The sequence below is a fragment of the Streptacidiphilus cavernicola genome, from assembly GCF_042510955.1.
GTDB classification, from domain to species: Bacteria; Actinomycetota; Actinomycetes; order Streptomycetales; family Streptomycetaceae; genus Streptacidiphilus; species Streptacidiphilus cavernicola.
Map to the genome: position 1 here is coordinate 161,112 of NZ_JBHFAB010000006.1, position 12,987 is coordinate 174,098.

Genomic DNA, 12,987 nt, shown 5'->3' on the forward strand with positions numbered 1-12,987 from the left:
CCAGCGAGCGGGCTGTGTGTGACGCCGTGCGCGACCGGCCGGAGCGTCCTTCGTCACGTTTTCCCGGTCGGACCGGGTCAGCCCTGATCGCGTCCGAAGAAGCGGGCGATGTCGGTGGCCCAGGGCAGGGTGATCACCGCGCCCGGCTCCGAGGCGAGCGCCAGCAGCACGATGGCGGCCCCGAGCACGCCCATCACCACGATGTCGGTGAACCGGCTGCGCACCGCCAGCATCCCCACCTCCGGCAGCACCGCCCGGAGCAGCGAGCCGACCAGCAGCGCGACGCCGATGGTGACCACGCCGGGACGGAAGTCATCCAGCGCGGTCACCGCGAGGCCGACCGCGACCAGGGTCAGCACCAGCACTATCGGCCACTGCCGGACCGGGACCGGTTGGCCGCGGCCCGCGGCGGCGGCCGAGCCCTCCGGCGGGAAGGTGCCCGCGGTCTTCTCCGGCGGACGGCGGTGCGACGTCGCCCGCCCCTTCGCCGGAGGCTGCTGCGGTTCCACCGGCTCCCCGGCCGCGGGCCCGGCCGTCGGCCCGGAGTCAGCGCGCGGCACGCTCGGCCGCCTCGACCACGTTGCTGAGCAGCATCGCCCGGGTCATCGGCCCGACCCCGCCGGGGTTGGGCGACAGCCAGCCGGCCACCTCGGCGACCGCCGGGTCCACGTCTCCGACCAGGCCGTTCGCGTCACGGCTGACGCCGACGTCGAGCACGGTCGCGCCGGGGCGCACGTCCTCGGGCCGGACCAGGTGCGGAACGCCCGCGGCGGCGACGATGATGTCGGCCCGGCGCAGGTGCTCGGCCAGGTCGCGGGTGCCGGTGTGGGTCAGCGTGACCGTGGCGTTCTCGCTGCGGCGGGTGAGCAGCAGCCCGATCGAGCGGCCCACGGTGATGCCGCGGCCGATGACCACGACGTCGGCGCCCCTGGTCTCCACCTTGTGCCGGCGCAGCAGCTCGACGATGCCGTTGGGGGTGCACGGCAGCGGCCCCTCGATGCCCAGGACCAGCCGGCCCAGGTTCACCGGGTGCAGCCCGTCGGCGTCCTTCGCCGGGTCCATCAGCTCCAGCACCCGGTTCTCGTCGAGGCCCTTGGGGAGCGGCAGCTGCACGATGTAGCCGTGGCAGGCCGGGTCCGCGTTGAGCTCGCGGACGACGTCCTCGACGTCCTGCTGGGTGGCGGTGGCGGGCAGCTCGCGCTGGATGCTGCCGATGCCGACCTGGGCGCAGTCGCGGTGCTTGGCGCGGACGTAGGAGTGGCTGCCGGGGTCGTCGCCGACCAGCACGGTGCCGAGGCCGGGCTGCACGCCGCGGGCCTTCAGTGCTTCCACGCGGACGGCGAGCTCGGACTTGATCGCGGCGGCGGTGGCCTTGCCATCGAGAATCTGGGCGGTCATACGGCCATTCTCCCGGATCGTGGAAGTGCTCCGTGCGCCGCCCTGCCGGATTGTTCGCCTCCGGTTGCAGAACGACTACAACTGCGGTCCAAGGCGCGAACGCGATGGACAGCGGGCCCGGGGATCGCAACCATAGGCGTGCGAGAGTAGCGGGAACCATTTTTCGGGGGAGAGATTTCAGTGAGCGATCCGTACCAGCAGCAGGACCCGTATGCGAAGAACCCCTACGGGCCGCCGCCGCAGGCTCCCCAGCCCGGGTACGGCTACCCGCAGCAGGACCCGTACCAGCAGCAGCAGCCGCAGGGGTACGGCTACCCGCAGCAGGACGGCTACGGCTACGGCGGCGGCCCGACCGGGCAGAACAACGGGCTCGCCATCGCCTCGCTGGTGGTCGGCATCGTCTCGGTGGTCGGCGTCTGCTTCTTCGGCTGGCTCACCGGGATCGTCGCGGTCGGCCTCGGCGTCGCCGGGCTGAACAAGTCCAAGACCACCGGCACCGGCCGCGGCCAGGCGATCGCCGGCATCGTCTGCGGCGGCATCGGCCTGCTGATCGGCCTCATCCTGTTCGTGGTCCTGATCAGCAGCAACAGCTTCAGCAGCACATACTGACGGAGTCCGCGGTGACCGGCGGTCAGCTGACGACCCCTCAGACCCTGGCGCACAGGCCGTTCCCACGGCGGGTGCGCGACGTCCTGCTGCGCGGAAGCGGCGCCGCCGCGGCGGCCGTGGCGGTCGCCGCGCTGCACTCCGCGCACGATCCCGGGGTGATCTGCCCGCTGCGGCGGCTGACCGGCATCCCCTGCCCGGTCTGCGGCAGCACCACGGTGTTCATCGAGCTGGGCTCGGGGCACCCGGTGGCGGCGCTGCTGGCGAACCCGTTCACCGTCGTGTTCGGCCTGGGGCTGCTGTTCGCGCCGCTGGGCGTGCAGCGGTGGTGGCGCGGATTCCCCCGGCGGGCGCGGACCTCGGTCCTGGTCACCGCGGCGGTCCTGTCCTGGTTCTGGCAGCTGCACCGACTTGGGCTGCTTTTCCACTGACTGTCAGACAACTCCGATAATCTCGCCGCGCACTCGCCCTCATGCCAGCTTTACCCGTAGTACCGACCGATCACCTGCACGGAGGAACCCATGAGTTACCCGCCCGACCCCAACAACCCCTATGCGCAGCAGCCCCCGCAGCAGCCGCAGCCCGGCTACGGCTACCCGCAGCAGCCTCCGGCGCAGCCGCAGTACGGCTACCCGCAGCAGGGCGTCCCGCCGCAGGCCGGTCCGCAGGACCCGTACGCCCAGCAGCCCCCGCAGGGCTACGGCTACCCGCAGGACGGCGGCGTGCCGCAGCAGCCCGGTTACGGCGGCTACCAGGCCAACCCGTACGGCATGGCCGGCTACGGCCAGGGCGCGTACGCGAGTTGGGGCCAGCGGGTCGGCGCGTTCCTGATCGACGCGGTGATCGTCGGCCTCATCCCGTTCATCCTGTACATCATCGCCGTGGTGGCGCTGGCCAGCAGCATCCACACCACCTACGACTCCAACGGCTACCCGATCACCACCACCAGCGGTGGCGGCGGCAGCGGCATCGCGATCGTGGTGGCCTGGCTCATCCTCATCGCCGGCACCCTGGTCCTCTGCCACCGCGAGGGCACCACCGGGCAGACCCCCGGCAAGAAGATGCTCAACATCAGCCTGGTCCGCGAGTCCGACGGCCAGTTCGTCGGCATGGGCATGTCCTTCGTGCGCCGGCTGGCCCACTTCGTCGACGGCGCCATCTGCTGGGTCGGCTACCTGTGGCCGCTGTGGGACGCCAAGGGCCAGACCCTGGCCGACAAGATCGTCAGCACCGTGGTCGTCAAGACCCAGTAGTCGGCTGCCGGAGAGCCCGCTGCCCGGATACCGGGAAGCGGGATCTCTGCGGTTCGGGCCGGAACGTTCCGGCTCAGTGGAAGAAGTGCCGGGTGCCGGTCAGGTACATCGTCACCCCGGCGGCCTTGGCCGCCTCAATCACCAGGTCGTCGCGGATCGAGCCGCCCGGCTGGACCACGGCCTTGACCCCCGCCGCGAGCAGGATCTCCAGGCCGTCGGGGAACGGGAAGAACGCGTCCGAGGCGGCGTACGACCCGGCCGCGCGCTCCCCGGCCCGCTCGACCGCGAGCTTCGCCGAGTCCACCCGGTTGACCTGGCCCATGCCCACGCCGACCGAGGCGCCGTCCGAGGCCAGCAGGATCGCGTTGGACTTGACGGCCCGACAGGCACGCCAGGCGAACGACAGCTCGGCCAGCTGCTCGGCGGTCAGCGCCTCGCCGGTGGCCAGGGTCCAGGTCGACGGGTCGTCACCGGCGGCGTCGATCCGGTCGGCCTGCTGCAGCAGCACGCCGCCGGTGACCGCGCGGGTCTCCAGCGCCGGGGCGGCCGGAGTGCCGCGCAGCACCCGGAGGTTCTTCTTCTTCGCCAGCACCTCGACCGCGCCGTCCTGGTAGGAGGGGGCGAAGACGACCTCGGTGAAGATCGGCGCGATCTGCTCCGCCAGCTCCACGGTGACCTCGCGGTTCACCGCGATCACGCCGCCGTAGGCGGAGACCGGGTCGCAGGCGTGCGCCTTGCGGTGCGCCTCGGCCACGTCCGCGCCGACCGCGATGCCGCAGGGGTTGGCGTGCTTGATGATCGCGACGCAGGGCCGGTCCTGGTCGAAGGCGGCGCGGATCGCGGCGTCGGTGTCGGCGTAGTTGTTGTACGACATCTCCTTGCCGTGCAGCTGCTCGGCGGCGGCGATGCCGGTGCCGCTGCCGTCCAGGTACAGCGCGGCGGCCTGGTGCGGGTTCTCGCCGTAGCGCAGCACGTTCTCGCGCTCCCAGGTGGCGCCGAGGAAGGCCGGGAACTTCTCCTCGTCGGCGGGCGCGTACTCCGCGGCGAACCAGGAGGCCACCGCGACGTCGTAGCCGGCGGTGTGCGCGAAGGCCTCGCCGGCCAGGCGCTTGCGGGCGGCCAGGTCGAAGCCGCCCGCGGCGACGGCGGAGAGCACGTCCGGGTAGCGGTCGGGCGAGGTGACCACGGCGACCGAGGGGTGGTTCTTGGCTGCGGCGCGGACCATGCTCGGGCCGCCGATGTCGATCTGCTCGACACACTCGTCCGGGCTCGCGCCGGAGGCGACGGTGGCCTTGAACGGGTAGAGGTTCACCACCACCAGGTCGAACGGCGCGACGCCCAGCTCGGCCAGCTGCTCGCGGTGCGACGGCAGCCGCAGGTCGGCCAGGATCCCGGCGTGGACCCGCGGGTGCAGCGTCTTGACCCGGCCGTCCAGGCACTCGGGGAAGCCGGTCAGCTCCTCGACCGGGGTGACCGGCACGCCCGCGGCGGCGATCCGGGCAGCGGTGGAACCGGTGGAGACCAGCTCGACACCGGCCGCGTGCAGGCCCTGCGCCAGCTCCTCCAGACCGGTCTTGTCGTACACGCTGACCAGGGCGCGGCGCAGCGGCCGTACGTTCTCGGAGACGGGCGCGGGCTGGGTGCTGCCGGAGCTCATTGCTGAATCCTTTGCTGGAGGTGGTGGTGCATCAGGATGCGTCAGGAGGTGGGGAGAGAAGGAGGCGTGGACAGCGGGAGCACCCGGCGACCGCGGACCCGGTGGCCCTCGCGGGCCAGTCGGCCGACGGCCTCGACCAGCAGGCCGCGCTCGACCGCCTTGATCCGCTCGTGCAGCGCCTCGCCGCCGTCCTCGTGGTCGGCGTCGGTCACCTCGACCACACCCTGCGCGATGATCGGACCGGTGTCCACGCCCTCGTCCACCAGGTGGACGGTGCAGCCGGTCACCTTCACGCCGTAGGCGAGGGCGTCCCTGACCCCGTGCGCGCCGGGGAAGGCGGGGAGCAGGGCGGGGTGGGTGTTGACGATGCGCCCCTCGAAGCGGCGCATGAAGCCGCCGCCCAGGATCTTCATGAACCCGGCGGTGACCACCAGGTCAGGGGCGTACTCGGCGGTCGCCCCGGTCAGCGCGGCGTCCCAGTCGGTGCGCTCGGGGAAGTCCTTGACCCGCAGCACGAAGGTCGGCAGCCCGGCCCGCTCGGCCCGGTCGAGACCGGTGATGGAGTCGCGGTCCGCGCCGACGGCGACGATCCGGGCCCCGTACGCCGGGTCGGCGCAGGCCTCGATCAGGGCCTGCAGATTGGTGCCCGAACCGGAGACCAGGACGACCAGGCGGGCCGGTCGCTCGGGTGCGCTGAAGTCGAGGTGCGGCACAGCTCGGTCCTCCGTAACGGCGCGGCCGTACCCCGGCGGCGGTCCACTCCTGCGTGTTCCAGCCCTGCGCACGGGTACAAACCGGGCACTGCTCGCGGCGGGGGCGGGGTGTCATCTCGTGACCGGCATCCGCACTCCGCCGAAGGGGCCCACGACGGCGCCACGGGCCGACCAGGAACCCCAGAGGGCCGCCGGTCGTCAGCAACGATACCGGCCCTTCCGGACCGGCTCGCACTCCTGGTCGACGATCATGGGGTGGGGAGGCACCGCACCGGGGTATGGGGTGAGAGGGTGTCCCTCAGGGGCCACCCGGGGAACACAGGGCAACACACAGGGACAGCGGAAGTTCCAGAGGCAGGAGTACGGCGAAGACCATGGTCCAGAAATCGGACAGCGGCACACCTCCCGAGGGACCGCGCGACCCCTTCGCCCCGCCGCCCAAGGACGCACCCGACCGCCCCTGGCAGCCGCGGCAGCCCAGACAGCACCCGAACCACCCGGGCGAGCGCGGCTGGGCCAACGAGGACCCGCCGCGGGGCGGCGGCGAGGACGGCTCCGGCGGGCAGGACGGCGGCTCGGGCTCCGGCCCGTCCGGCTCAGGCCCGGCCGGGAACGGCGGGCAGCGGCCGGTGGTGCCGCCTCCGCACCCGTGGAGCCCCGGCTACCAGGGCGCCCCGCCGCGGCTCGGCTACGGCCCGCAGCCGCAGGGCCCGCGGTTCGACCCCACCGACCCGGTGCAGCGGCGGGCCCGCTACGCGCTGCTGAGCGGGATGTGGGGGATCTTCTTCCTGATCCTCGGCCTCCCCTATGTGACCCTGGCGCTGGCCTCGCTGGCGCTCTACTGGTCGATCAGCTCGCTGCGCGGCACCGCGAAGACGCCGGTGTCGGCGCTGACCGCGGGCGCCTCCGGTCCGGCCGCGGGCACGGTCGGCCCGGCCGGTCCGCCGCCGCCCCCGGGGTACGGCCACGGCGGCTATCTCGCACCACCGCCGCCGTATGCGACGAAGCCGCAGCTCCCGGCGGCACTGGGCGGGCTGGTCGCCTCCATCGTGGGGCTGTCGCTGGTCGCCGCGGTCTTCGGCGTGCAGCTCTACTACAAGAACTACTACGACTGCCAGGCGAACGCCCTCACCCGGTCGGTCTACCAGCAGTGCGCGAACCAGGTCACCCCCAAGCCCCCGGAGTGGCTCAAGCAGCTGAACGGCGACACCTGAGCCACCACCAGCGCAGCAGCACCGCCCCGGGGACGCCGAGGGCGGCGGTCCAGCCGAGCGCGGCCAGACCGGTGCGCCAGGGCGAGGGGCCGACCTGGGCCAGCGCGGCGGTCCCGAGCGAGCCGCCGGACGCCGCCGCACACAGCCCGACCAGCAGGCCCGCACCCAATGCGGCGGCCAGGGCCACCCCGGCGGTGGCCAGCGGGCCCCAGCGGCGGTCCAGGTCGTCCGGGTGGCCCGGCTCGTCCCAGCCGTCCGGGTCGTCCAGGTCCGGCAGGCCGCGGTCCCGGCCCGGCAGGCCGGATTCCGGGCCCGCCTGGTGCGCCACGGCCGCGCGGGCGGTGATCGCGGCGACCACCGGACCCGCCGTCAGTACCAGTACCGGGGTGAGCAGTCCGAGCAGCGTGCGGTCCGGGCCGGGCAGCGCCGCGAACAGCGGGAACGCCGGGGCGTTCGCCGCGGTGAAGGCGCCGGCGCCGCCCCCGAGCGGGGCCAGCCAGCCGCCGAGGACGAACCCGGGCCCCGCGGCGTAGGCGGTGCCCCAGACCACCGCGTTGGGCAGCACCGCCACGCACAGCAACAGCAGTGCCAGCCGTCCGGCCAGGTCGGGGGCGGTCTGCGCGGCCACCGTCCCGGCCGCGCCGAAGTGCGCGACCAGCGCGGCGGCCAGGACGACCCCACCCGCGCCGAGCAGCGCCACAGCCCCGCCCAGCGCCCCACGCCCGGCGACCGCGAGGGCGCCGGGAGCGGCGCCGGCGCCGGGAGCCCGGGTTCGGCCGGGCCAGCCGGCGACCGACCGGGCGGCAGCGGACCGGCCGGCAGCGGAGCGGGTGGACCAGGACGGCAGCCGCAGCCAGGCCGCCGACGCAGACAGCCCAGCGGGCAGCCGCAGCCAGGCCGGTGCGGACAACCAGGCGGGGCGGGACGGGAGGGGGGTTCGGGTTCGGGTTCGGGTTCGGATTCGGGAGAGGAGTCCCGGGCCGGGCAGCGAGCCCGGGAGCGCGCCCCAGCAGCCGGGCCCGGCACCGCGCCGCACCCCGAGCGCGGCGACCGGCAGGGCCGCCAGCACGGTCCAGCCGAACGCGCCGAGCGGGCTGGCCACGCTGGTCGAACCGGTCGCCGCAACCGCCACCAGCAGCGCCGCGACCAGCAGGTAGCCAGCCACCAGCCCGAGCAGCACGGACCGCACCCGGCCCGGCCCCGGGTCGGTGGGACGGGGCTGCCCGTCCTCGTCGTCCCACCCGTCGTCGTCCACCGCCTCCCTCGCCGCCGCCTCCCCCGCTGCCGTCCCCTCCGCCGCCGCGGCCAACCGCACCGCCGCGCGGTACAGCGGGACCAGCACCAGGACGGTGACCAGCAGCGGGGTCACCGCCAACGGCACCCCCGGGCCGCCGTACTCCGGCGACCCCGGCATCGCCGACCGGACCAGCCCGGCCCCGTGCGCGAGCAGCCAGACGCAGGCCGCCAGATGGACCACCCCACCGGGGCCCTGCACCACATACGGGGTGACGATCCACAGCAGCAGTATCGGCACCGCCACCGTCGCCAGCCCGAACCCCGCGGCGACCGCCCCGCCGAGCAGTCCGCCGCGCAGTGACGGCACGTCAATCCCCGCACCGGGCCGACCGGCCACGGCCGGTCGCAACCGCTCCATCAAGAACGCCATGCCCCACCATGCGCCGGGGCACCACCCGTTGTGCCCACCGACATGGCAGTTGTCCCCTTTCGAGGAAACAATTCGTATATGTCACTTATCGTGTCGGAGGAGACGGCTGCCCCCGTCGCGTACGAGTCCCTCTACCAGGACTCCCGCGCGCGCCTCACCCAGCAGGCCTTCCTGCTCACCGGGCACCGGCAGCGCGCCGAGCACTGCGTCCGCCGGGCCTTCGAACTCGCCTGGAACCACTGGGACGAGGTCGCGGCCGACGTCTCCCCCGAGGGCTGGGTCCGGGCTGCCGCGTTCGACCTGGCGCTGTCCCCGTGGCACGCGGCGCGGCTGCGCCGTGGCACCGACCACGACGGCGGGCTGAGCGGGCGCGACCAGCAGTTCCTGGCGGCGCTGCAGCGGCTGCCGCGGGCCCAGCGGCAGGCGGTGGTGCTGCACGACGCCCTCGGCCTGACCTGGGAGCAGACCGCGCTGGAGGTCGAGTCCAGCACGCCGGCCGCGTACGGCAGGGTGGTCAGGGGTCGGCTGGCGCTGGCCCGTCAGGTGCCGGAGGTGACCGGCCCCGACGCGCGGAAGGCCGGGTTCGGCCGCCGCTTGGGCCCGCTGCTGCGGGGGCTCGCAGCACGCGGCTGCCCGGACCAGGGGGAGGCCCTGCCACCGGACCGGGTACGCCGCTTGGCGCGGCTGCGCGAGCAGGGGTTGAACACCGCGTCCGGCATCGCCACCGTCGGCGTCCTCGGCGGCGTCGCCGCAGGCCTGATCCTCGGCACCCCCTGGCACCCGGCAACCCCGCCCTTCATCACCTACACCCACGCAGGAACCGCGGGCGCAGGCGCGGGGGGCGGCGGTGACGCGGGAGCGGGAAGCGCGGCAGACACGGGCACAGCCAGCGGTGGCGCGGGGGCAGCAGCCCGGGGTGGTAGCGCGGGGGCCGTTCACGGTGGCGCGGGAGCGGGTGGCGCGGCGGGCAAAAGCCCGGGTACGGGCGCCGCTGCGGGAAGCGCTGCCGCGGGCGGCAAGAAGGGGCAGGCGCAGGCACAGGGGCAGACGGAGACACAGGTCGCGACTAAGAAGGCCCAGCCTGCGGGTCAGGGACAGGCCACGTCCACCGATGCGGACGCGGAGGGGCTTCCGGCGGCGCTTCGTGGGCCGGACAGGCCCGCCCCCGCCCCCGCCCCCGTCGCGGGGCACGGCCCGACGACCGTACCGTCGCCTCCCGCGGCGCCCCCGCTGTCGTCGTTGCTCACGGACCGCCAGGTCCGCCCCGCAGCGAAGCCCGCCGCCCCGCACCGGGCAACCGACTTCTGCGTCGCCCTCCTCGGCCACCCCTGCCACTGAAACGAGGGGGTCACCCGGCACAGTGCCGGGTGACCCCCTCAGCTACGACAGCCAGGCGAACGCCTACTTGCCGATCAGCTCACGCGCGAGCCGCGCCGTCTCGGACGGCGTCTTGCCGACCTTGACCCCGGCGGCCTCCAGGGCCTCCTTCTTCGCCTGCGCGGTGCCGGAGGAACCCGACACGATCGCGCCGGCGTGGCCCATGGTCTTGCCCTCGGGCGCGGTGAAGCCCGCCACGTAGCCGACGACCGGCTTGGTGATGTGCTCGGCGATGTACGCCGCCGCCCGCTCCTCCGCGTCGCCGCCGATCTCGCCGATCATCACGATCAGGTCGGTGTCGGGGTCGTCCTGGAACGCCTGGAGGGCGTCGATGTGGGTGGTGCCGATGACCGGGTCGCCACCGATGCCGACGGCGGACGAGAAGCCGATGTCGCGCAGTTCGTACATCATCTGGTAGGTCAGCGTGCCCGACTTGGACACCAGGCCGATCCGGCCGGGCTTGGTGATGTCGCCCGGGATGATGCCGGCGTTGGACTGGCCGGGGGTGATCAGGCCGGGGCAGTTCGGGCCGATGATCCGGGTCTTGTTCCCCTTCTCGCCCGCGTAGGCCCAGAAGGACGCGGAGTCGTGCACCGCGATGCCCTCGGTGATCACCACGGCGAGCGGGATCTCGGCGTCGATCGCCTCGACCACCGCGGCCTTGGCGAAGGCCGGCGGCACGAAGATGACCGAGACGTCGGCGCCGGTCTTCTCGATGGCCTCGGCCACCGAGCCGAACACGGGGACCTCGGTGCCGTCGAAGTCGACGCTGGTGCCGGCCTTGCGCGGGTTGACGCCGCCGACGATGTTGGTGCCGTCAGCCAGCATCAGCCGGGTGTGCTTCATGCCGGTGGCGCCGGTCATCCCCTGGACGATGACCTTGCTTTCCTTGGTGAGGAAGATAGCCATGGTTGTGGAGTCCTCGTCCCTTACTTCGCAGCCAGCTCGGCGGCCTTGTCGGCCGCGTCGTCCATGGTGTCCACGCGCTGCACCAGCGGGTGGTTGGCGTCAGACAGGATCTTGCGACCCAGCTCCGCGTTGTTGCCGTCCAGCCGGACGACCAGCGGCTTGGTGACGGCCTCGCCGCTGGCCTCCAGCAGCGCCAGCGCCTGGACGATGCCGTTGGCGACCTCGTCGCAGGCGGTGATCCCGCCGAAGACGTTGACGAACACGGACTTGACGTCCGGGTCGCCGAGGATGATGCCCAGGCCGTTCGCCATCACCTCGGCGGACGCGCCGCCGCCGATGTCGAGGAAGTTGGCGGGCTTCACGTTGCCGTGCTTCTCACCGGCGTAGGCGACCACGTCGAGGGTGCTCATCACGAGGCCCGCGCCGTTGCCGATGATGCCGACCTCGCCGTCGAGCTTGACGTAGTTGAGGTTCTTGGCCTTGGCCGCGGCCTCCAGCGGGTTCGCCGCGGCCTTGTCCTCCAGCGCCTCGTGCTCGGGCTGGCGGAAGTCGGCGTTCTCGTCCAGGGAGACCTTGCCGTCGAGCGCGACGATCTTGCCGTCACCGGTCTTGACCAGCGGGTTGACCTCGACCAGCAGCGCGTCCTCGACGATGAAGACCTTCCACAGGCCCTTCAGCACCTCGGCGATCTGGTCCGCGACGTCGGCCGGGAACTTCGCGGCTTCGACGATCTCGCGGGCCTTGGCGTCGGTGACGCCCTCGTTCGCGTCCACCGCGATCTTGGCGAGCGCCTCGGGCTTCTCGACCGCGACGACCTCGATCTCCACGCCGCCCTCGACCGAGGCCATGGCCAGGAAGGTGCGGTTGGTCCGGTCGAGCAGGAACGAGACGTAGTACTCGTCCTTGATGTCGGCCGTCTGGGCGAGCATCACCTTGTGGACCGTGTGGCCCTTGATGTCCATGCCCAGGATCTGCCCGGCCTTGGCCACGGCGTCGTCCGGGTCGGAGGCCAGCTTCACGCCGCCGGCCTTGCCGCGGCCACCGACCTTGACCTGTGCCTTGACGACCGCCCGGCCGCCCCATTCCTCAGCGATCGCCCGCGCCTCTTCAGCGCTTTCGATGACTGCACCGCCCAGCACCGGTACACCGTGCTTGGCGAAGATGTCCCTCGCCTGGTATTCGAACAGGTCCACGCGCGTCCGTCCTTGTGATCGCGACTTCGGAAGTGGTCGGTCACAGAAGGGCCGGCCACCCCTATCTTCCCAGCGTGCCGCCCGAGAGGTCGCCGCGGTGGCCGCGGCCTGGCGTCAGACGGGCAGGCATGTCCGTCTCGCAGGTTATCCCCGGACGACGTGCGGCTTTCACCGTGAGCCGGGCTGGGCCCGGTGATAACCATCACAACGGGCGCACGGAACGTCCCGCACGCCCGTCGCGGTCACCCGCGGTGACTGACAGGGGGCGCACAATCTGTCCATGCTCCCGGAAGATACGCCCCGGCGGGGTGATTCCACCCAAGCGCGTTGCAATTGGCCCTTCCTTCCGGGAATGTCATCCTGGTAACGGTGCACGCACAGACCGTAGCGACGTCGCGCGCGGACCGGTGGAGACCCTGCTTCGCACGACTGCTCCAAGAAGCGGATGCTCGATGCACAGCGCACGCCATCGCGTTCAGACCCCGCCCCCGGCCGCCGAGCCGGTCCGTCCGGCCCAGCCGGACCACGCGGAGTTCGGTGACGCCCGCAGCACCTGGGCCATGGACCGCCAGGCCGCGGCGACCTTCCCCGGCGCCCCCGAGTCGGTCGCGACCGCCCGGCGCTTCGTCCGGATCACCGCGGCGATGTGGCGGCTCCCCGGCGACACCCTCGCCGACGCCGAGCTGTGCATGTCCGAGCTGGTCTGCAACGCGGTCACCCACACCAGCAGCAGCCGGGTGCACTGCCGGCTGTGGAGCGCGCGCGGCGTGCTGTTCCTGGAGGTGGACGACGAGGACCGCTCCGACCTGCCGACCCCGGTGCGGGTCGGCGACGAGGACGAGCACGGCCGCGGCATCCAGCTGATCGACGCCTTCGCCACCGCGTGGGGCGCGGTGCCGCGGCCCGGCGCCGACGGCAAGACGGTCTGGGCCGCGCTGAGGCTCCCCGGCACGCCGTACTGAGGGCGGGTCAGGACGGGTCAGGGCGGCGGGTCAGGTCCG

Annotated in this window: 13 protein-coding genes; 6 read left to right on the top strand and 7 right to left on the bottom strand. The window is 73.2% G+C overall.

Annotated elements, in window-relative coordinates:
* Positions 1-77: 77 nt before the first annotated feature.
* Both ACEZDE_RS10475 and ACEZDE_RS10480 read right to left on the bottom strand, forming a co-directional pair.
* Positions 78-560: a DUF3017 domain-containing protein gene (locus ACEZDE_RS10475; RefSeq protein WP_380534847.1), complete on the bottom strand. Its 483-nt coding sequence runs from the start codon at positions 558-560 to the stop codon at positions 78-80.
* The gene (locus ACEZDE_RS10480) at positions 547-1,398 is read right to left on the bottom strand and encodes a bifunctional methylenetetrahydrofolate dehydrogenase/methenyltetrahydrofolate cyclohydrolase (protein ID WP_380534849.1); all 852 of its coding nucleotides are present in this window, start codon (positions 1,396-1,398) and stop codon (positions 547-549) included. The genes ACEZDE_RS10475 and ACEZDE_RS10480 overlap by 14 nt, the downstream gene beginning before the upstream one ends.
* 180 nt (positions 1,399-1,578) lie before the next feature.
* Here ACEZDE_RS10480 and ACEZDE_RS10485 point away from each other — a divergent pair, with 180 nt between their 5' ends.
* The 3 genes from ACEZDE_RS10485 (at position 1,579) to ACEZDE_RS10495 (ending at position 3,257) form a co-directional block, all read left to right on the top strand.
* Positions 1,579-2,007 (top strand): DUF4190 domain-containing protein, encoded by a 429-nt coding sequence (locus tag ACEZDE_RS10485; RefSeq protein ID WP_380534851.1) that lies wholly within the window; start codon positions 1,579-1,581, stop codon positions 2,005-2,007.
* 11 nt (positions 2,008-2,018) lie between these two features.
* Complete coding sequence (locus ACEZDE_RS10490; RefSeq protein WP_380534852.1) at positions 2,019-2,435, top strand: DUF2752 domain-containing protein; 417 nt, start codon at positions 2,019-2,021, stop codon at positions 2,433-2,435.
* Between the two features lie 90 nt (positions 2,436-2,525).
* Entirely contained in the window at positions 2,526-3,257 is a 732-nt protein-coding gene (locus tag ACEZDE_RS10495; protein WP_380534854.1) for an RDD family protein, read from the top strand.
* A 73-nt stretch (positions 3,258-3,330) separates the two neighbouring features.
* On the opposite strand, the gene purH is transcribed toward ACEZDE_RS10495, so the two are convergent.
* Both purH and purN read right to left on the bottom strand, forming a co-directional pair.
* Positions 3,331-4,914, bottom strand: coding sequence for a bifunctional phosphoribosylaminoimidazolecarboxamide formyltransferase/IMP cyclohydrolase (gene purH / locus ACEZDE_RS10500; RefSeq protein WP_380534856.1), 1,584 nt, complete (start codon positions 4,912-4,914; stop codon positions 3,331-3,333).
* 41 nt (positions 4,915-4,955) lie between these two features.
* Positions 4,956-5,627 (bottom strand): phosphoribosylglycinamide formyltransferase, encoded by a 672-nt coding sequence (purN, locus tag ACEZDE_RS10505; RefSeq protein WP_380534858.1) that lies wholly within the window; start codon positions 5,625-5,627, stop codon positions 4,956-4,958.
* 374 nt (positions 5,628-6,001) lie between these two features.
* On the opposite strand from purN, the gene ACEZDE_RS10510 reads away from it, so the two are divergent.
* On the top strand, positions 6,002-6,841 hold the full coding sequence (locus ACEZDE_RS10510) for a hypothetical protein (RefSeq protein WP_380534860.1): 840 nt from the start codon (positions 6,002-6,004) through the stop codon (positions 6,839-6,841).
* On the opposite strand, the gene ACEZDE_RS10515 is transcribed toward ACEZDE_RS10510, so the two are convergent.
* The gene (locus ACEZDE_RS10515) at positions 6,816-8,507 is read right to left on the bottom strand and encodes a cell division protein PerM (protein ID WP_380534862.1); all 1,692 of its coding nucleotides are present in this window, start codon (positions 8,505-8,507) and stop codon (positions 6,816-6,818) included. The genes ACEZDE_RS10510 and ACEZDE_RS10515 overlap by 26 nt on opposite strands.
* A 78-nt stretch (positions 8,508-8,585) precedes the next feature.
* Between ACEZDE_RS10515 and ACEZDE_RS10520 the strand changes: the two genes are divergently transcribed.
* A complete protein-coding gene (locus tag ACEZDE_RS10520) occupies positions 8,586-9,845 on the top strand; it encodes a sigma factor-like helix-turn-helix DNA-binding protein (RefSeq protein ID WP_380534864.1) in 1,260 nt (419 codons plus the stop codon).
* Positions 9,846-9,908: 63 nt separating this feature from the next.
* Here ACEZDE_RS10520 and sucD read toward each other — a convergent pair whose 3' ends face one another.
* On the bottom strand, positions 9,909-10,793 hold the full coding sequence (gene sucD / locus ACEZDE_RS10525; RefSeq protein ID WP_380534866.1) for a succinate--CoA ligase subunit alpha: 885 nt from the start codon (positions 10,791-10,793) through the stop codon (positions 9,909-9,911).
* A 20-nt stretch (positions 10,794-10,813) separates the two neighbouring features.
* Entirely contained in the window at positions 10,814-11,986 is a 1,173-nt protein-coding gene (gene sucC, locus ACEZDE_RS10530) for an ADP-forming succinate--CoA ligase subunit beta (RefSeq protein ID WP_380534868.1), read from the bottom strand.
* Positions 11,987-12,438: 452 nt separating this feature from the next.
* On the opposite strand from sucC, the gene ACEZDE_RS10535 reads away from it, so the two are divergent.
* On the top strand, positions 12,439-12,948 hold the full coding sequence (locus ACEZDE_RS10535) for an ATP-binding protein (protein ID WP_380534870.1): 510 nt from the start codon (positions 12,439-12,441) through the stop codon (positions 12,946-12,948).
* Positions 12,949-12,987 lie beyond the last annotated feature (39 nt).